Annotated in this window: 13 protein-coding genes; 6 read left to right on the forward strand and 7 right to left on the reverse strand. The window is 66.8% G+C overall.

Annotation, left to right across the window (positions count from 1 at the left end):
- Positions 1-35 precede the first annotated feature (35 nt).
- From OIK44_RS15935 to OIK44_RS15955, 5 genes are all read right to left on the reverse strand, one after another.
- Positions 36-1,109, reverse strand: a complete 1,074-nt coding sequence (locus OIK44_RS15935; RefSeq protein WP_273672045.1) for an ABC transporter ATP-binding protein — start codon at positions 1,107-1,109, stop codon at positions 36-38.
- 24 nt (positions 1,110-1,133) lie between these two features.
- Positions 1,134-2,909, reverse strand: a complete 1,776-nt coding sequence (locus OIK44_RS15940; protein WP_273672046.1) for an ABC transporter permease — start codon at positions 2,907-2,909, stop codon at positions 1,134-1,136.
- Between the two features lie 121 nt (positions 2,910-3,030).
- On the reverse strand, positions 3,031-4,116 hold the full coding sequence (locus OIK44_RS15945; protein WP_273672047.1) for an ABC transporter substrate-binding protein: 1,086 nt from the start codon (positions 4,114-4,116) through the stop codon (positions 3,031-3,033).
- 90 nt (positions 4,117-4,206) lie between these two features.
- Positions 4,207-5,169: a tripartite tricarboxylate transporter substrate binding protein gene (locus OIK44_RS15950; RefSeq protein WP_273672048.1), complete on the reverse strand. Its 963-nt coding sequence runs from the start codon at positions 5,167-5,169 to the stop codon at positions 4,207-4,209.
- Between the two features lie 61 nt (positions 5,170-5,230).
- A complete protein-coding gene (locus OIK44_RS15955) occupies positions 5,231-6,286 on the reverse strand; it encodes a porin (RefSeq protein ID WP_273672049.1) in 1,056 nt (351 codons plus the stop codon).
- Positions 6,287-6,496: 210 nt separating this feature from the next.
- On the opposite strand from OIK44_RS15955, the gene OIK44_RS15960 reads away from it, so the two are divergent.
- The 4 genes from OIK44_RS15960 to OIK44_RS15975 all read left to right on the forward strand — a co-directional run bounded on the left by OIK44_RS15960 (position 6,497) and on the right by OIK44_RS15975 (position 13,627).
- On the forward strand, positions 6,497-7,201 hold the full coding sequence (locus OIK44_RS15960) for a response regulator (protein ID WP_273672050.1): 705 nt from the start codon (positions 6,497-6,499) through the stop codon (positions 7,199-7,201).
- 1 nt (position 7,202) lies between these two features.
- Positions 7,203-8,669: a sensor histidine kinase gene (locus OIK44_RS15965; protein WP_273672052.1), complete on the forward strand. Its 1,467-nt coding sequence runs from the start codon at positions 7,203-7,205 to the stop codon at positions 8,667-8,669.
- A gap of 266 nt (positions 8,670-8,935) precedes the next feature.
- Positions 8,936-11,185, forward strand: coding sequence for a M9 family metallopeptidase (locus OIK44_RS15970; protein ID WP_273672053.1), 2,250 nt, complete (start codon positions 8,936-8,938; stop codon positions 11,183-11,185).
- A gap of 180 nt (positions 11,186-11,365) precedes the next feature.
- Positions 11,366-13,627, forward strand: a complete 2,262-nt coding sequence (locus OIK44_RS15975) for a M9 family metallopeptidase (protein ID WP_273672055.1) — start codon at positions 11,366-11,368, stop codon at positions 13,625-13,627.
- A 63-nt stretch (positions 13,628-13,690) separates the two neighbouring features.
- Here OIK44_RS15975 and OIK44_RS15980 read toward each other — a convergent pair whose 3' ends face one another.
- Positions 13,691-15,013 carry a homoserine dehydrogenase gene (locus tag OIK44_RS15980; RefSeq protein WP_273672056.1) on the reverse strand — a complete coding sequence of 441 codons (1,323 nt, stop codon included), beginning with the start codon at positions 15,011-15,013 and terminating at the stop codon, positions 13,691-13,693.
- A 53-nt stretch (positions 15,014-15,066) separates the two neighbouring features.
- Entirely contained in the window at positions 15,067-16,296 is a 1,230-nt protein-coding gene (locus OIK44_RS15985) for a pyridoxal phosphate-dependent aminotransferase (protein ID WP_273672057.1), read from the reverse strand.
- A 280-nt stretch (positions 16,297-16,576) separates the two neighbouring features.
- Here OIK44_RS15985 and OIK44_RS15990 point away from each other — a divergent pair, with 280 nt between their 5' ends.
- Both OIK44_RS15990 and OIK44_RS15995 read left to right on the forward strand, forming a co-directional pair.
- Positions 16,577-16,963 (forward strand): Mth938-like domain-containing protein, encoded by a 387-nt coding sequence (locus OIK44_RS15990; protein ID WP_273672058.1) that lies wholly within the window; start codon positions 16,577-16,579, stop codon positions 16,961-16,963.
- Positions 16,963-18,621 (forward strand): glycosyltransferase family 39 protein, encoded by a 1,659-nt coding sequence (locus OIK44_RS15995; protein WP_273672059.1) that lies wholly within the window; start codon positions 16,963-16,965, stop codon positions 18,619-18,621. The genes OIK44_RS15990 and OIK44_RS15995 overlap by 1 nt, the downstream gene beginning before the upstream one ends.
- The last annotated feature ends 9 nt before the right edge of the window (positions 18,622-18,630 follow it).

The raw sequence follows: 18,630 nt of genomic DNA on the forward strand, positions 1-18,630 counted from the left end.
GAAGCCGGCTTTTTTGCGTCTACCCTTCCCTCTTCTCAAAACACCCAGAGCTTGTCGGCAGGCATCTGCAACCAGTACATGCCGGCCTCCAGCTTGTATTTCGAGTAGGCCCGCAGGCTGATCTCGTTGTGGCCGCTGCGGTGGAACAGGCACTCCCAGCGGTCGCCCAGGTACATGCAGGTCAGCAGCGGCAGCTCGATCGCGTTCTCCACCGGCGTCGCGCTGATCTTCACTTCCTCGACGCGGATCACGGTGGCCACGTCGGCGCCCGTATTGGCGCCGCGCGCCGTGCCCTGCATCGTCACGCCGTCGACGCTCAAGACCACCTTGCCGCCGTCGCGCCGGATCACCTGGCCCGGCAGGCGGTTGTTGCTGCCCATGAACTCGGCGGTGAACAGCGTGTCGGGCGTCTCGTACATGCTTTGCGGCGAGCCCTGCTGCTCGATCTTGCCGTTGTTGAGCAGCAGGATGCGGTCGGAGATCGCCATCGCCTCGGCCTGGTCGTGCGTCACCATCAGCGCCGACAGGCCCAGGCGCACGATCAGCTCTCGCAGGAAGGCGCGCGCCTCCTCGCGCAGCTTGGCGTCCAGGTTCGACAGCGGCTCGTCGAGCAGGATCACGGGCGGGTTGTAGACCAGCGCGCGGGCGATCGCCACGCGCTGCTGCTGGCCGCCCGACAACTGGTGGGGGAAGCGCTCGCCCAGCAGGCCCAGGCCCAGTTGGCCCAGCACCTCGTTGACGCGGGTGGCGATTTCGCCGGACGCCATCTTGCGCAGCTTCAGGCCGTAGGCGACGTTGTCGAACACGGTCTTGTGCGGCCACAGCGCGTAGGACTGGAACACCAGCCCCAAGTTGCGCTGCTCGGCCGGCATCTCGAAGTCGCTGGCGCCGTCGAAGACGCCGCGCTCGCCGATGTGGATGCTGCCCGCCTTCGGGCTTTCCAGCCCGGCCACGGCGCGCAGCAGCGTCGTCTTGCCGCTGCCGGAAGGCCCCAGCAGCGCCACCACTTCGCCTTTTTTCAAATGCATCGACACGCCCTTCAGGATCGCGTTGGCGGCGGCGCCGGTGCCATAGTCGAGGTACAGCTCGTTGACGGATAATTCATTCATGATGGTGTCTCGTTATAGGTGGAATTAGTTGTGCAGCTTGACGCCGAAGCGCAGCGCCACGCCGAGGCCGACGGCGACCAGGGCGATGTTGATGAAGGACAGCGCCGCCACCAGGTCGGTCGACCCGCCCGCCCACAGCGACACCAGCATCGCGCCGATCACCTCGGTGCCGGGCGAGAGCAGGTAGACGCCGGTCGAGTATTCGCGCTCGAAGATCAGGAACACCATCAGCCAGGCGCCCAGCAGGCCGTATTTGATCAGCGGCAGCGTGACGTCGCGCGTCACCTGGCCGCGGCTGGCGCCGACGGCGCGCGCCGCCTCCTCCAGCTCCGGCCCGACCTGCAGCAGCGCCGTCGAGATCAGCCGCATGCCGTAGGCCAGCCACACCACCGAGTAGGCCAGCCACAGCGCGAAGATGGTCGAGCGCACCTCGCGCAGCACGGGGATCACATGGCCGCTGAGCCACAGCGCGACGCCGTTGTCCATGCCTTTCAGGATGCCGTCCAGCCAGGCCGGCACGAACAGGAACATCCACAGGAAGGACAGGCCGGCCAGCAGGCCGGGGATGGCGCGCGGCACCAGCACGCTGTAGTCGAGCAGGCGGGTGATGCCGTCCGGCTTGCGGTGCATGGCCAGCGCGATGCCGCTGTAGCACAGCACGGCGAGCGCGCCGCCGACGACGCCGATGAGTATCGTGTTGACGATGCCGCGCACCAGCGAGGGCTGCTCGAAAATATCGCGGAAATGCTGCAGCGTCAGCACGTCGGCCAGCTTGACGCCCTCGCCCCAGTACTGGACGAAGGAGCGCAGCAGGATGCCCGACAGCGGCAGGATGATCGTGAACAGCAGCCAGCCGGCCAGCAGCGCGAACGCCAGCCATTTCCAGCGCCCCAGCGGCATGGCCTTGCTGCGCGCGCCCTTGCCCTTGATCGACACGTATTTGTTGGCCGACTTCAGCAGCCAGCGCTGCAGCATCACCAGCGGCATCGTCACCATCACCAGGCAGACGGCGACGGCCGCCATCAAGTGGTAGGACGGCGTGCCGAGCTTGTTGGTGAGCTTGTACAGATAGGTCGCCAGCACCAGGTGGCCCTCCGGGTCGCCCAGCACCAGCACCAGGCCAAACACCTCGAAGCCGAGGAAGAACACCAGCACGCCGGCGTAGGCCAGCGCCGGCATGATCATCGGCAGCGACACGTTGAGCATCACCTGCAGCGGCGAGGCGCCGGCCACGCGGGCCGCCTCCTCGACGTCCGAGCCGAGGCTTTTCAGCGCCGACGAGGCGTACAGGTAGACGTGCGGCACGTGGGTCAGGCCGGCGATGACGACGATGCTGGTGAAGGAGTAGATGTTCCAGGGGATGAAGCCGAGCAGCTGCTTGGCCCACAGCGAATAGAAGCCGACCGGCCCCATCGAGACGACGTAGCCGAAGCCCATCACCATCGGCGAGACGAAGATCGGCACCAGCAGCATGGGCGCGATCCAGCCGCGTCCGGGCAGGTCGGTGCGCACCATCAGGAAGGCCAGCATGCCGCCCAGCGGCACGGCGATGACGGCCAGGCCGGTGGCGAGGATCAGGCCGTTCTTGAACGCCATGCCGAAGTCCGGGTCGTCGAGGATGAAGCGGTAGGCGTCCAGGCCCAGTTCCTTGACCGGCATGAAGAACGGCGCCGACAGGAAGCTTTGATAAAAAATCAGGAACAGCGGCAGGAAGATGGCGACGCAGGTCAGCGTCACGACGACGCCGCGCGGCCAGTTCAGGCGCCGCCGCGAGGGGCGCGCAAGGGTTGCAGTTTGCATGACGAATCCGATGAATGTGGGGCCGCCCGGCTCCATGGAGCCAGTGGCCGGAATCTGGGGGCGGAGGGCAATCGCCGCGGCGGCTGCAAGCGGCTGCGACGCCCGCCGCGGCGGCGCGGGCTTACTTCTTGCCGGCCGTTTCTTTCCACTGCTTCAGGAAGGCCATGCGCTTGGCCGGCCCGAGAAACTGCAGGATGATGGGATGCACCGGCACCGGCTTGACGTTGGCCGCGCCGATCACCTTGATCAAGTCGGCCGAAGTGGTTTCGCCCGTCACGTCGGCGCGGATGGCGAACAGCTTGGAGTCGTTGGCGATGATGGTCTGGCCGCGCTTGGACAGGATGTAGTCGAGCCACAGCTTGGCGGCGTTGGCGTTCTTCGCCGCCTTGTTGATGAACTGCACGCGCGAGAGGATCAGCGTGTAGTCCTTCGGCAGCACCACGCCGATCGACGGGTCGGTCTTGGCGCGCACCAGCGCATACGAACCCAGCACGTTGTAGCCGATCAGGTTCTCGCCCGAGGAGATGCGCTCCATCATCGTGCCGGTCGAGGACTGCACCCGCACCCGGGCTTCGCCGAAGGCCTGCTCCAGTTCGAGGAACTTGGGGTACTCGCGCGCGTCCTGGGTCATGAACATGAAGCCGACGCCGGACTTCTCGATGTCGTAGGTGGTGACCTTGTCCTTGAACTTGGGCTGGACGATCAGCTTGGCGAAGTCGGTGTGGTTCTGCGGCACCTCCTTGGGGTCGAGCAGGCGCTTGTTGTAGACGATCGCGGCCGGCTCGAACGTGGTGCCGTAGGCGGTGTCGTTCCACACGGCCCAGCCGGGGATCTTCGCCGCCTCGACGGACTTGTACTGCAGCGCGTAGCCGTCCGAGGCCAGGCGCATCTGCAGGTCCATCGCCGACGACCACATGACGTCGGCCGTGTTGCCGCCGGCCGCCACCTCGGAGATGAAGCGGTTGTACACCTCGGTCGAGTTCATGTCGTTGTATTCGACCGAGATGCCGGGATACAGGGCGCCGAAGTCTTTGATCAGCGGCGCGGCGGCCTTGCTGTCGGTGGCGCCGTAGACCACCACCTTGCCCTCTTTTTTCGCCGCGTCGACGATCTTCTGGTAGTCGGCCGGATAGCCGGGCGGCAGCTGCGCCAGCGCCGAGGATGCCAGGGTTGCCAGTGCCGCGCCCATCAAGGTTTTTGCAAACATGTCTGTGTCTCCGTTATCGTTAATTATGTGCCGGCTTGTGCGGCGTATTACCATCCTGGCGGCGAAGCCGGGTCTGCCCCCGCCTTTGTTCTAGCGCACCAGCCCCAACTCGCTGGCCCGTTTGCCGTAGTCGTCCACGGCCTTCTTCACGTACTCCGTCAGCGCCGCGCCGGTCAGGCCGAAGGGGTACAGGCCGTAGTCGGCGCGCAAGCGCGCGAATTCCTTCGTCTCCAGCATGCGCGCGAAGGTCGCCACCCATTTCTGGTAGTCGGCGTCGCTGACCTGCGGCCCCATCCAGACGCCGCGGATGACGGGCCAGACCACGTCGATGCCCTGCTCGCGCGCCGTCGGCACATTCGCCAGCACGCCGGGCAGGCGCCGCTCGGACAACACGGCCAGCACGCGCGTGTTGCCGCGGCCCTCGTTGAGCGTCGCCTCCGAGGCGTCGCCCGGCACCACCTGCACATGACTGGCCTGCATCGCCGTGAACGCCTCGCCGCCGCCCTCCAGCGCGACAAAGCGCAGCGCCTTCGGATTGATGCCGGCCTGCTTGGCCACCAGCGCCATCTTCACCCAGTCCTGGCTGCCGATGGTGCCGGAGACGCCGATCAGCACCTGCTCCGGGTTGCGCTTGAGCGCCGCCAGCAAGTCGGCCAGCGTCTTGAACGGCGAATCCTTGCGCACCGCGATCATGCCGTAGTCGGCGCCCAGCGCCGCCACCCAACGCACGTCGCCGGGGCCGGCCTTGCCGAACTTGCCCTGCGCCAGATTCAGCAGCGAGCCGCCGGAAAACACCACCAGCGTGTCCGGCTCGGCGCGGCGGCGCTGCGACACCAGCGAATGCCAGGCCACGGCGCCGATCCCGCCGGGCAGGTAGCTGATGCGGACCTCGCGCGGCGCGTCCGGCAGCAGCTGGAAACCCTGTTGCGCCAGCTTGCAGGTCAGGTCCATCGCCCCGCCCGGCTTGGACGGCACGATGCACTCGACCGGCGCCGCGGCGGCCGGCCGCGCCAGCGCCAGCAGCGTCAGCAATATGATGAGCTTGTGCGGCATCGCGTCTCCGTGATTCAGGCAAGCGCCGTCGGCACCCGGCCGGGCCGGGTGCGCCGGCGGCTTAGAAGCGATGCTGGATGCCGGTGATGATGCCGCGCTGGCTGCCGCCCAGGCCGGCGTCGTCGCGCGACAGGCCGACCAGTTGGCCGTTCTTGGCCTTCGCGTAGGCGGCCGCGACATACAGGTCGGTGCGTTTGGAGAGCGCGTACTTCAGGCGCGCCACGTACATGATCGGATCGGCGTCGGCGCCGGCGGCGACGTTCTTCACGTTCTGGTAGTAGAGCGCGCCGGTGAGCGTGATGGCGGGCGTGCTCTGGTAGTTCACGCCGGCCCAGTACATCGTGCCCTTGACGTCGGGGGAACCGATCTTGGCCGGGTCCATCTTGTAGTCGCGCAGCGCCGCCTGCACCTTCAGCGGGCCGTTCGAGTACATCGCGCCCAAGTGGTAGGTGCGGGTCTTGTCGCGCTCGACCAGCGGCGCCACGGTGTTGCCGTTGATCGCCTCGTAGGTCGCCAGCAGGGTGACCGGGCCGATGGCGTAGGTGGCGGCCAGCGCGTACTTGGCGCTGTCGGCGGCGCCGCTGGACTGCTCGCCGAAACCGTAGGTTGCGCCGAACTTGAAGTCGCCGGCCTGGCCGGTGTACTTGACCAGGTTGTCGAAGGCCGTGTTCATGCCGAACTTGCCCTGCTTGGTGGTGGCGTTGCCCGACGTCGCCCACGAGTAGGACGGCGCGTAGGCCATCGGATCGAAGGGCAGCACGAAGTCGTACACCGAGGTGAAGGAACGGCCCACCACGACGCGGCCGAAAGCGCCGTCCAGGCCCACATACGCCTGGCGCTTGAACAGCACGCCGTCGGAGTTGCCGCTGTCGAGCAGGATGCCGCCTTCCAGGTTGAAGACGGCTTTCAGGCCGTTGCCCAGGTCCTCGTTGCCGCGGATACCCCAGCGCGAGGTGTTCATGCCGCCCGAGCTGACGCGGGTCGACGTCGGCGCGTTGCTGGTGTTGTCGACGCCGGCGTCGATCAGGCCGTACACGCTCACGTTCGATTGCGCCTGGGCGCCGAAAGCGGCGCTCAGGGCGGCCAGGGCGACCAGCGAGGATGCGGTTTTCTTCATGTGGATCTCCAGATATAGTTATTGGTGATGAGCCTGATCAATTGCATGAATCAGGCGTCCACTATAGGATCGGCTTCCTTTCAATTCCCTTTCAACGGCGGCGCTGTCGCTGCCGCGCCACAGTCGGCGCCGACAAATTCGCCGCCGGCCCCGTTGGCGCGGCGCTTCTGGGCTTACACTGCATCATTTCCAGGGCGGTTGCGGGCATATATGCGGATTTTATTAGTGGAAGACCACGAGGAGCTGTCGCGCTGGCTGGCCAAGGCGCTGCGCGACGCCCACCTGACCGTGGAGACGGTCGACAACGGCGCCGACGCCGACGCGCTGCTGCACACCCAGGAATATTCGCTGGTGCTGCTGGACCTGACCCTGCCGCGCATGGACGGCCTGGACGTGCTGAAACGGCTGCGCGCGCGCGGCGGCCCGCGCGGCAAGACTCCCGTCATGATACTCACGGCCCGCGGCGGCCTGGACGACCGCGTCCAGGGCCTCAACCTGGGCGCCGACGACTACCTGGCCAAGCCCTTCGAGCTGGCCGAGCTGGAAGCGCGCGTCAAGGCGCTGCTGCGCCGCAGCCAGGGCAACGAGGCGCTGGTGCACCACTGCGGCGCGCTCAGCTTCGACACCGTCACGCGCATGTTCAGCTACGCCGGCGCGGCGCTGGCGCTGACGCCGCGCGAGCACGCCGTGCTGGAGGCGCTGATCACCCGCTCCGGGCGCGCCGTGTCGAAGGAAAAGCTGTTCGACGAGGTGTTCGCGCTGGAAGACGACGCCAACCTCGACGCCATCGAGCTGTACATCCACCGCGTGCGCAAGAAACTCGAAAGCAGCGCGCCGGACGCGGCCGCCATCACGACGCTGCGCGGCATCGGCTACCTGCTGCAACCGCGCAGCGCGGCGGCCGCGGCGCGCTGACGTGGGCGGCGCGCTGGCCAGGCTGACGGGCAGGCTGGCGCCGGGCGCGCCGCTGGGCAGCCTGCGCAACGAGCTGCTGCGCTGGCTGCTGATCCCGCTGGCGCTGCTGGTGGCGCTGAACGCCGTGTCGGTCTACCGCAACGCCCTCGACGCCGCCGACATGGCCTACGACCGCTCGCTGCTGGCCTCGACGCGGGCGCTGGCCGAGCGCGTCTCCATCGTCGCCGGCAAGGTCGTCGCCGACGTGCCCTACGTCGCCCTGGACAGCTTCGAGACGGACACGCTGGGGCGCATCTACTACAAGGTCACCGGCATCGACGGCGAACTGGTGTCGGGCTACGGCGACCTGCCGCCGGTGCCGGCCAACGTGCCGCGCTCGGAAACCTACCCGGCGCTGGTGCGCTTCTACCACGCCGACTACAACGGCGAGCCGGTGCGCATCGCCGCCCTGCTGCAGCCGGTCTACGACGACTCGATGCGCGGCATCGCCCTGATCCAGGTCGGCGAAACGCTGGACGCCCGGCGCGGCCTGTCGAACCAGATCCTGTTCGACACGCTGCTGTGGCAGGCCGGCATGCTGCTGGCCGTGGCGACGCTGGTCTGGGTCGCCTTGCGCCTGGTGCTGCGCCCGCTGATGCGCCTGAAAAGCGCGCTCGAAACGCGCGCGCTGACGGACCTGTCCGACGTCGATCCGGCCCTGGTGCACAAGGAAATGCGCCCCCTCGTGAAAGCCATGAATGTCTCGACGGCGCGGCTGCAGAACCTGATCGCCAGCCAGCGCCGCTTCATCGCCGACGCCTCGCACCAGCTGCGCACGCCGCTGACGGTGCTGAAGACCCAGGCCGAGCTGGCGCAGCGCGAAATCGAGCGCGGCCCGGCCGACCCGGCCGCGCTGCGCGAAGTGCTGCGCTCGATCGCCGCCACCACCGACTCCACCGTGCACCTGGCGAACCGGCTGCTGACGCTGGCCCGCATCGAGCATGGCGGCGAGGCGGCCGGCATGGCGCCCGTGTCGCTGCGCGCCGCCGTCCACCAAGTGGCGCTGGAAATGGCGCTGGCCGCCGTCAAGCGGCGCATCGACCTGTCGCTCGAAGCCGAGCACGACGTGATGGTGCGGGGCCAGGCCCTGCTGCTGCACGAACTGGTGGCCAACCTGGTCGACAACGCGCTGTGCTACACGCCGGCCGGCGGCAGCGTCGTGCTGCGCGTGGCGCGCCAGGACGGCGGCGGCGCCACGCTGCAGGTGGAAGACAGCGGCGCCGGCATCGCCGCCGCCGAGCGCGAGCGCGTCTTCACGCCCTTTTACCGGGCCGCCGCCGCGCTCGAAAGCAACCCCGGCGGCGCCGGGCTGGGGCTGGCGATCGTGCGCGACATCGCCGCCCTGCACGGCGCCGGCATCGCGCTCGACGACGGTGCCGGCGGCCGCGGCCTGAAGGTGACGCTGGCATTTCCCGCCGCGCCGGCCTGACCCTCCCCTTCCGCAACGCCATTGACGCGCCGCATTCTGCGCCAAAAAAACCACACCCGCGCGCAATAAATATATTTAAAACATATTAAAAATATGGCATCGAAGCTAAGATGTCGATGCCATCACGCTGTTTGGCGGATGCCAGCGCGGAACCCGGCCAAAGGCATTCCGCGCCTGTCTCATTCTCGGTAATTTGGCTTGTCAAAACCACGCACTCACCGTGCTTAATTTTCCAGCTTCAAATTTCTACATAGGAGACTCACCAAATGCATTTCCACCGTAAATCCCTCTCGATCGCGGCACTGCTGGCGGCCAGCCTCAGCCCCGCCCTGCACGCCGCCGACCAGTCCAGCGCGCATGCGGGCGCGGCGGCCCGCGTCAAACAGGCGCCTATGCCGCGCGAGCCGCAAGCGCTGCCGCCGTCGGCCGAGCAATCCCGCTTCAACCTGTCGAAAACGGCCAAGCCGCGCCTCGACCTGCTGACGCCGGCGCAGCGCAAGAGCAGCCCGCAGGCGCTGGCCGCGCCGCCCGAGTGCCAGGACATGAACAAACTGGCGGCCCACAGCGGCGCGGCGCTGGCCGACTACCTGAGCGCCCTGCCGGACTACGAGTGCCATTACGGCCTGTTCTCGCTGGCCGCGGCGCAGGCGGCGCAGGTGTATTCGGCGGCCAACTTCAACGCCGTCGCCAGCCGCTTCGCGCAGGAGGCGGCCGCCTACAACGCCGACAACATCAAGCTGGTCAATTTGCTGATCTACCTGCGCGCCGGCTACTACCTGGCCGACGGCGGCACCGTGGCTGCGCCCCCGGCCGCGCTGCTGGCCACCTTGCGCGCGCCGCTGAAACAGCTGATCGAGGGCAGCAAGCTGTTCAGCAGCAACGTCAAGGCCACCAGCACGGCCGGCGAAACCCTGAAGCTGGTGACGAATATGCGCGACGAGGCCCACCACCTGCCCAGCGTGAAAAACCTGGTGCTGCGCTACACCAACAGCGCCGCCAATCCGAACGCCGCCGACGGCCTCCGGCAAGCCACCGCCGGCGCCGGCTTCACCGGCGCGCTGACGGTGCTCTACTACGCGCACTTCCGCGACGAGGGCCGGGCGCTGCTGCAAAACGACCTGTCCTACGCGAGCGCGCTGAACAACTTCGCCGTCAACAACAAGGCGGCCCTGCTGGCCAGCGCCGGCTACCAGTTGCACGACGCCGCCAACGAAGCCTTCCGCTTCATGCAGTACCCGGCCCTGAAAAACGCCGTCAAACCCATGGTCAAGGGCATGCTGGCCAGTAGCACGATGACCGGCGCCGACAGCGCGCTGTGGCTGGCCGCCGCCTCGGCCGTGAAATACTACGACGCCGCCAATTGCGGCGAATACGGCACCTGCAACTACGAAACCCGGCTGGCCGACGCCGTCTTGAAAAACAATTACACCTGCAGCCCGACGCTGCGCATCCGCGCCCAGGAAATGACGACGGCGCAGTTGCAGGATTCCTGCGCCAGATTGCAGGCCGAGGAAAGCTATTTCCACGACATGCTGCAAACCCGCCGCGTGCCGGTGGCGAACGACAACAACACCTCGCTGGAACTGGTGGTGTTCGACGACTACGCCAACTACAGCAAGTACGCCGGCGTCATCTACGACATCAGCACCGACAACGGCGGCATGTACCTGGAAGGCAATCCGGCCGCCGCCGGCAACCAGGCCCGCTTCATCGCCCACGAAGCCTCGTGGCTGCGCCCGGCCTTCCAGGTGTGGAACCTTGAGCACGAATACGTCCACTACCTGGACGGCCGCTTCGACATGCACGGCGATTTCGGCGCCGGCACCGCCAAGCCCACCGTCTGGTGGATCGAGGGCATCGGCGAGTACCTGTCGAACAAGAACAACAACCAGGTATCGATCGACGCGGCGCGCAGCGGCGCCTACCGGCTCAGCCAGATTTTCGGCAACACCTACCAGATGCCCGACTACGTCACGCGCGCCTACCGCTGGGGCTACATGGCGACGCGTTTCATGATGGAGAAGCACCGCGCCGACGTCGACGCCATCCTGGCTAAATTCCGCGTCGGCGACTACGCCGGCTACCAGACCTATATCGACTACATCGGCACGCGCTACGACGCCGAATTCGCCGCCTGGGCCAGCACGGCGACGACGGCGGGCGAACCGCCGATGCCGAGCGATCCCCTGGCGCCGGAATGCGCGTCGAAGACTTACCTGGGCAAGAACTGCTCGATCCGCAATCTCGGCTCCGCCACGCAGACCCACGTGTTCCTGATGCTGCCGGCCGGCGCCAAGAACGTCAAAGTCGGCAGCGGCGGCGGCAGCGGCGACGTCGACATGTACCTGGCGCTGGACCGCTATCCGAGCACCAGCAACTACGACGCCGCCTCGGCCACGCCGGGCAACCGCGAAAGCGTCGGCATCGCCGCCCCCGTCAGCGGCCGCTGGTACTACATCCTGCTCAAGGCGAAACAGCCGTTCAGCGGCGTCAACGTCAGCGCCAGCTACGACTGAGGCGCCATCCGGCCACGAAAAAACGGCGAGCCGCCCGCCGTTTTTTCCGCCCCCTCCCACCCCGCGCACAATTGAAATACGGCAATGTTTACCAAAAGCAATTATTGTGGATAATACACGCATGCGCCGCGGGCCGCGGCACGCCCGGCGCATCAACTTACTCTACAAGGAGCCGTATTCATGTTTTTACATAGTAAATCGTTGTATCTTGCCGGCCTAGTCGCAGCCAGCCTCAGCCCGGCCCTGCACGCCGCCGACGCGCCGCGCCCGGCGCCGCCGGAACGCGAGCGCCTGCAACAGGCGCCTCGGCCGCGCGCGCCGCAAAGCCTGCCGCCATCCGCCGAGCAAGCGGCATTCAACCTGGCCAACAGCAGCAAGCCGCGCCTCGACCTGTTGCCATCCAAGGCCAAGAGCAGCGCCAACAAATTCAGCATGCGCATGATGGCGGCCACGCCGGATTGCCAGGACATGGACAAGCTGGCCTCCTACAACGGCGCGGCGCTGGCCGACTACCTCGTCAAACTGCCCGACTACGAATGCCACTACGGCCTATTCTCGCTGAACGCGGCGCAGGCGGCCAAGGTGTACTCGGCGGCCAATCTGCAAGCCGTCGCCAGCCGCTTCACGCAAGAGGCGGCAAGCTACAACGCCGGCAATATGGCGCTGGTGAATTTGCTGATCTACCTGCGCGCCGGTTACTACCTGGCCGACGGCGGCACGGTGGCGGCGCCGGCGCCCGCGCTGGCCGTGCAATTGCGCGCGCCCATCCGCCAACTGGTCGACGGCGCCACACTGTACGCGGCCAATCCGCTGGCCCCGAGCACGGCCAGCGAGACGCTGAAGCTGGTTACCAACATGCATGACGAGACCCACTACCTGCCCAGCGTGAAAAACCTGGTGCTGCGCTACACCAACAGCGCGGCGCGGCCGACGGCGGCGGACGCCTTGAAGGAAACCAGCGCGGCCGGCGGCTTCACCAGCGCGCTGACGGTGCTGTTCTATGCCCACGGCCGCAGCGAGGGCCGGGCGCTGCTGCAAAACGACCTGTCCTACGCGAGCGCGCTGAACAACTTCGCCGTCAACAACAGGGCGGCCCTGCTGGCCAGCGCCGGCTACCAGTTGCACGACGCCGCCAACGAAGCCTTCCGCTTCATGCAGTACCCGGCCTTGAAAAACGCCGTCAAACCGATGGTCAAGAGCACGCTGGCCGGCAGCACGATGACCGGCGCCGACAGCGCGCTGTGGCTGGCCGCCGCCTCGGCCGTGAAATACTACGACGCCGCCAATTGCGGCGAATACGGCACCTGCAACTACGAAACCCGGCTGGCCGACGCCGTCTTGAAAAACAACTACACCTGCAGCCCGACGCTGCGCATCCGCGCCCAGGAAATGACGACGGCGCAGTTGCAGGACTCCTGCGCCCGATTGCAGGCCGAGGAAAGCTATTTCCACGACATGCTGCAAACCCGCCGCGTGCCGGTGGCGAACGACAACAACACCTCGCTGGAACTGGTGGTGTTCGACGACTACGCCAACTACAGCAAGTACGCCGGCGTCATCTACGGCATCGGCACCGACAACGGCGGCATGTACCTGGAAGGCAATCCGGCCGCAGCCGGCAACCAGGCCCGCTTCATCGCCCACGAGGCGTCGTGGCTGCGCCCGAGTTTCCAGGTGTGGAACCTTGAGCACGAGTACGTCCACTACCTGGACGGCCGCTTCAATCTGGCCGGCGATTTCGGCGCCAGCACCGCCAAGCCCACCGTCTGGTGGATCGAGGGCATCGGCGAGTACCTGTCGAACAAGAACAACAACCAGGCGGCGATCGACGCGGCGCGCAGCGGCACCTACCAGTTGAGCCAGATTTTCGGCAACACCTACCAGATGAGCGACTACGTCACGCGCGCCTACCGCTGGGGTTATATGGCGACGCGTTTCATGATGGAGAAGCACCGCGCCGACGTCGACGCCATGCTGCCCAAGCTGCGCGTGGGCGACTATGCCGGCTACCAGACCTATATCGACTACATCGGCCGGCGCTACGACGCCGAGTTCGCCGCCTGGGCGCGCACCGCCGGCACCACCGGCGAACCGCCGCTGCCGAACGGCCCGGCGCTGCCGGAATGCGCATCGCCGAGCTACCTGGACAAGGGCTGCGCGATCCGCAACCAGGCTTCGGCGAGCCAGACCTATCTGTACATGGTGCTGCCGGCCGGCGCCAAGAACGTCAAATTGAGCAGCGACGGCGGCAACGGCGATGTCGACATGTACGTGGCGCTGGACCGCTATCCGAGCGCCAGCAACTATGACGCCGCCTCGGCCACGCCGGGCAACCGCGAAAGCGTCGGCATCGCCGCCCCCGCCAGCGGCCGCTGGTACTACATCCTGCTGAAGGCGAAACAGCCGTTCAGCGGCGTCAGCGTCAGCGCGACTTACGACTGACAGGCGCGAAAAAAAAGCGGCGAGTTCATGAACTCGCCGCTTTTTTCTTATCGCCCCCCGGTATCAGCTGAGGTTTTCCAGGCGGATCTTGGTGACGCTGCCGGCCACGCTGGCCAGCGCTTCCATCTTGGCGATGGCCGCCACCACATTCTTCTCCTGCGTCTGGTGCGTCAGCATGATGATGTCGGTGTGCGTCTCGTCCTCGGCCGGCTCCTTCTGCAGCATGGCGTCGATCGAGATCGTCGCGTCGGCCAGGATGCGGGTCAGGTCGGCCAGCACGCCGGGACGGTCGGCCACGTGCATGCGCAGGTAGTAGCTGGTGGTGATTTCCGACATCGGCAAAATCTCGATGTTGGTCATCGCGTTCGGCTGGAACGCCAGGTGCGGCACGCGGTGCTCGGGGTCGGCCGTGGCCAGGCGGGTGATGTCGACCAGGTCGGCGATCACGGCCGAGGCGGTCGGCTCGGCGCCCGCGCCCTTGCCGTAGTACAGCGTGGCGCCGATGGCGTCGCCCTGCACCAGCACGGCGTTCATCGCCCCTTCGACGTTGGCGATCAGGCGCTTGCTCGGGATCAGCGTCGGATGCACGCGCAACTCGATGCCCTCGCCGCCGTTCACCCGGACGCGCTTGGTGATGCCCAGCAGCTTGATGCGGTAGCCGAGCTGCTCGGCGTAGCGGATGTCGACGGCTTGCAGATTGGCGATGCCCTCGACGTGGGCCTTGGCGAACTGCACCGGGATGCCGAAGGCGATCGCCGACATGATCGTCGCCTTGTGCGCCGCGTCCACGCCCTCGATGTCGAAGGTCGGGTCGGCCTCGGCGTAGCCGAGTTCCTGCGCCTGCTTGAGCGCCGTGGCGAAGTCCAGGCCCTTGTCGCGCATTTCCGACAGGATGAAGTTGGTGGTGCCGTTGATGATGCCGGCGATCCAGTCGATGCGGTTCGCCGTCAGGCCCTCGCGCAGCGCCTTGATGATGGGGATGCCGCCGGCCACGGCCGCCTCGAACGCCACCATCACGCCCTTGTCCTGGGCGGCGGCGAAGATCTCGTTGCCGTGCGTGGCCAGCAGTGCCTTGTTGGCGGTGACGACGTGCTTGCCGTTGGCAATGGCCTTCAGCACCAGTTCCTTGGCGATGCCGTAGCCGCCGATCAGCTCGATGACGATGTCGATCTCGGGATCGTCGACGATCTGCTGGGCGTCGCCGACGACGGCGCAGGCGCCGCCCGTCAGTTCCAGAGCGCGCGCCGTGTTCAAGTCGGCGACGGCGACGATCTCGATGCCGCGGCCGGCGCGGCGCTTGATTTCTTCCTGGTTGCGGCGCAGGACGTTGAAGGTGCCTAAGCCGACGGTGCCAAGCCCTAACAGGCCTACTTTGATGGGTTTCATAGATGTCTTTTCTGCGGCGGCGCGTGCCCGGCACGCGCCGCCAGGTTAATTGGTCAACGCAGGCTGGCGCGGCGGCGGTAGCCGTCGAGGAAGCGCGCGATACGGCCGAAGGCGTCGCTCAGGTCGTCCGAGTTCGGCAGGAACACGACGCGGAAATGGTCCGGCGCGATCCAGTTGAAGCCCGTGCCCTGGACGATCAGCACCTTTTCCTCGGCCAGCAGCTCGTAGGCGAACTGCTGGTCGTCGGCGATCGGATACATGACCGGGTCCAGGCGCGGGAACATATACAGCGCCGCCTTCGGTTTCACACAGGTGACGCCCGGAATCTCGGTCAGAAGCTGGTGCGCCAGGTCGCGCTGCTTCAGCAGGCGTCCGCCCGGCCCCACCAGCTCTTGTATGCTCTGGTGGCCGCCGAGCGCAGTCTGGATCGCAAACTGGCCCGGCACGTTCGCGCACAAACGCATCGAGGCCAGCATGTTCAGGCCCTCGATGTAATCCCTGGCGTGGCGCTTCTCGCCCGACACCACCATCCAGCCGGCGCGGTAGCCGCAGGAGCGGTAGTTCTTCGACAAGCCGTTCATCGTGATGAACAGCACGTCGTCGGCCAGCGAGGCCATGGACACGTGCTCGGCCATGTCGTACAGGGTCTTGTCGTAGATCTCGTCGGCGAAGATGATCAACTGGTGCTGGCGCGCCAGCTCGATGATGTCGCGCAGCACCTCGACCGGGTACAGCGCGCCGGTCGGGTTGTTCGGGTTGATGACGACGATGGCGCGCGTGTTAGAGGTGATCTTGCGGCGCATGTCCTCGATGTCGGGATACCACTCGGCCTGCTCGTCGCAGACATAGTGCACCGGATGGCCGCCCGACAGGCTCACGGCCGCCGTCCACAGCGGATAGTCGGGCGCCGGCACCAGCACCTCGTCGCCGTTGTTGAGCAGCGCGTTCATGGCCATCACGATCAGCTCGGAGGCGCCGTTGCCCAGGTAGATGTCGTCGATCGTCACGCCGGCGATGTTCTTGCTCTGGGTGTAGTGCATGACGGCCTTGCGCGGCGCGAACAGCCCCTTCGAGTCCGTGTAGCCGGCGGCGTTGTGCAGGTTGACGATCATGTCGTGGACGATCTCGTCGGGCGGATCGAAACCGAACACGGCCAGGTTGCCGATATTGAGCTTGATGATCTTGTGGCCCTCGTCCTCCATCTGCCTGGATTTTTCCAGGACCGGGCCGCGGATGTCGTAGCAGACGTCCGCCAGTTTGTTCGATTTCTGAATCAGTCGCAAAGTAAAGTCCTGTCTTGAGGGGGCGCCGCCGCGCGCGGCGGACGCGCATGCTGCAATGCGAAAAGACCCATTCTGCCGAAACCCTACGATTTTATCAACCTTATTAGTCGGCGCTACGAAAAACGCTACAATGGCGCTTCTTTTGCGGGCGATCCGGCCCCCGAAAGGCCAGCAATACGCGCTTTTATGCCAGTTATGGCATGTTCACGCCCTTTGGCGCCGCAGCAGCAATGGCGGACGGCCCGGGGATCGCCGACCAATTTGACGCATTGACACGCCCATGAAGCTCCATCCCAGCACCACCAAGCAGTACCAGACCGTCACCGGCTACGACGACAGCGGTGTCGAAATCAACGCCCGGCGCTACGCCGGCAGCCTGATCGTGATGCCCGAGACGGCCCCGCGCGACTGGGACGTGGCCGCCTTCGAGCAGCTCACGGCGGCGCATTTCGCGCAGATCCTGGCCGACCGCCCCGACGTGGTGATCCTCGGCACCGGCGCGCGCCAGCGCTTCGTCCACCCGCAGCTGAGCGCCGCCCTGACGATGGCCCGCATCGGCGTCGAATGCATGGACAACCAGGCCGCCTGCCGCACCTACAACATCCTGATGGGCGAGGGCCGCAAGGTCACGCTGGCCCTGATCATCGAGACAGGCGCAAACGCCTGATGAACGACCTGCACAAATCCAAAACCCTGGTCTGGTCGCTGTTCGCCACTTTCGTCATCGTCACCCTCTACATGCTGGGCGTGCGCACGCTGGTGCCGCCCGACGAGGGCCGCTACGCCGAAATGGCGCGCGAAATGTTCGTCACCGGCGACTGGGTCACGACGCGCCTGAACGGCATCAAGTACTTCGAGAAGCCGCCGCTGCAAACCTGGATGAACGCGCTCTCCTTCGCCGCCTTCGGCCTGGGCGAATGGCAGGCGCGCCTGTGGACCGGCGTCTGCGGCATGCTCGGCGTGGCGCTCACTGCGCACGCCGGCAACAAGGTGTTCGGCGGCCGCGTCGGCCTGTACGCCGGCCTGGTGCTCGGCTCCAGCCTGTTCTGGGTCGCCTCCGGCCAGATCGACTCGCTCGACATGAGCCTGTCGGGCATGATGGCGGTGAGCCTGTGCGCGCTGCTGATCGCCCAGCGCGACGCGGCCGCGCCGGCCGAGCGGCGCAACTGGATGCTGGTGTGCTGGGCCGGCATGGCGCTGGCGGTGCTGGCCAAGGGCCTGATCGGCCTGGTGCTGCCGGGCGCCGTGCTGGTGCTGTACACGCTGGCCGCGCGCGACTGGGCCATCTGGAGCCGTTTGCACCTGCTCAAGGGCTGCCTGCTGTTCTTCGCCATCGCCGCGCCCTGGTTCGTGCTGGTGGCCCTGCGCAACCCCGAGCAGCCGCACTTCTTCTTCATCCACGAGCATTTCGAGCGCTTCCTGCTGAAGACCCACCACCGCGAAGGCGCCTGGTACTACTTCTTCGTCATGCTGATCCCCGGCATGATGCCGTGGCTGGCCCTGCTGCCGCACAGCCTGGCCGGCGCGCTGCGGCGCGCCCCCGGCACCTTCCAGCCCAAGCTGATGCTGCTGGTCTGGAGCGTCTTCATCTTCGCCTTCTTCAGCTACTCCAGCTCGAAGCTGCCGGGCTACATCTTGCCGATCTTCCCGGCGCTGGCCCTGCTGACGGCCTGCTACCTGGAAACGGCGTCGCGGCGCAGCCGCATCGTCGCCTGCGCGCTGCTGGCCGTGGTCGGCGCGGCCGGCATCGCCGCCGTGCCCTACATCGTCAATATCTCGACGCGCCACCCGTCCGAAGTGACGCTGCTGCAAGCCTACCAGCCCTGGGTGCTGGCGGCCGCCTTCGTCGCCCTGGCCGGCGGCGCGCTGGCGCTGCTGCACGCCCGCCACCTGCGGCGCGACATGACGGTGCTGACGCTGGCCTGCGCCGGCTTCGCCGCCACGCAACTGATCCTGGCCGGCTTCGAGCCTTACGGCCGCCACCGCGCCGGCATCGCGATGCTGCCGCAGATCCAGGCCGAACTGGGCCCCGACACGAAAATCTACTCGGTCGGCATCTACGAGCAGTCGCTGACCTTCTACCTGCAGCGCACCGTCACGCTGGTCAACTACTGGGACGAGTTCAGCTTCGGCCTGAAGCAGCAGCCGGAACTGTCGATACCGACGCTGGACGCCTTCGTGGCGCAATGGCGCCGCGACGCCCAGGCCGGCGTGCGCGACGTCGCCATCATCCACGAGAACGTCTACAACGAGCTGCGGCAACGCGGCGTGCCGATGCGCCTGGTGGCCCAGGACGGCCGCCGCACCGTCATCGCCAACCGCTGAGCGGCCGAC

The organism is Janthinobacterium fluminis (assembly GCF_028595325.1).
GTDB lineage: Bacteria > Pseudomonadota > Gammaproteobacteria > Burkholderiales > Burkholderiaceae_D > Janthinobacterium > Janthinobacterium fluminis.

Excerpts from the sequence above, each read along its gene's own strand:
- OIK44_RS15935 (WP_273672045.1), bottom strand. The coding sequence starts at position 1,109 with ATGAATGAATTATCCGTCAACGAGCTGTACCTCGACTATGGCACCGGC.
- OIK44_RS15940 (WP_273672046.1), bottom strand. The coding sequence starts at position 2,909 with ATGCAAACTGCAACCCTTGCGCGCCCCTCGCGGCGGCGCCTGAACTGG.
- OIK44_RS15945 (WP_273672047.1), bottom strand. The coding sequence starts at position 4,116 with ATGTTTGCAAAAACCTTGATGGGCGCGGCACTGGCAACCCTGGCATCC.
- OIK44_RS15950 (WP_273672048.1), bottom strand. The coding sequence starts at position 5,169 with ATGCCGCACAAGCTCATCATATTGCTGACGCTGCTGGCGCTGGCGCGG.
- OIK44_RS15955 (WP_273672049.1), bottom strand. The coding sequence starts at position 6,286 with ATGAAGAAAACCGCATCCTCGCTGGTCGCCCTGGCCGCCCTGAGCGCC.
- OIK44_RS15960 (WP_273672050.1), top strand. The coding sequence starts at position 6,497 with ATGCGGATTTTATTAGTGGAAGACCACGAGGAGCTGTCGCGCTGGCTG.
- OIK44_RS15970 (WP_273672053.1), top strand. The coding sequence starts at position 8,936 with ATGCATTTCCACCGTAAATCCCTCTCGATCGCGGCACTGCTGGCGGCC.
- OIK44_RS15975 (WP_273672055.1), top strand. The coding sequence starts at position 11,366 with ATGTTTTTACATAGTAAATCGTTGTATCTTGCCGGCCTAGTCGCAGCC.
- OIK44_RS15980 (WP_273672056.1), bottom strand. The coding sequence starts at position 15,013 with ATGAAACCCATCAAAGTAGGCCTGTTAGGGCTTGGCACCGTCGGCTTA.
- OIK44_RS15990 (WP_273672058.1), top strand. The coding sequence starts at position 16,577 with ATGAAGCTCCATCCCAGCACCACCAAGCAGTACCAGACCGTCACCGGC.
- OIK44_RS15995 (WP_273672059.1), top strand. The coding sequence starts at position 16,963 with ATGAACGACCTGCACAAATCCAAAACCCTGGTCTGGTCGCTGTTCGCC.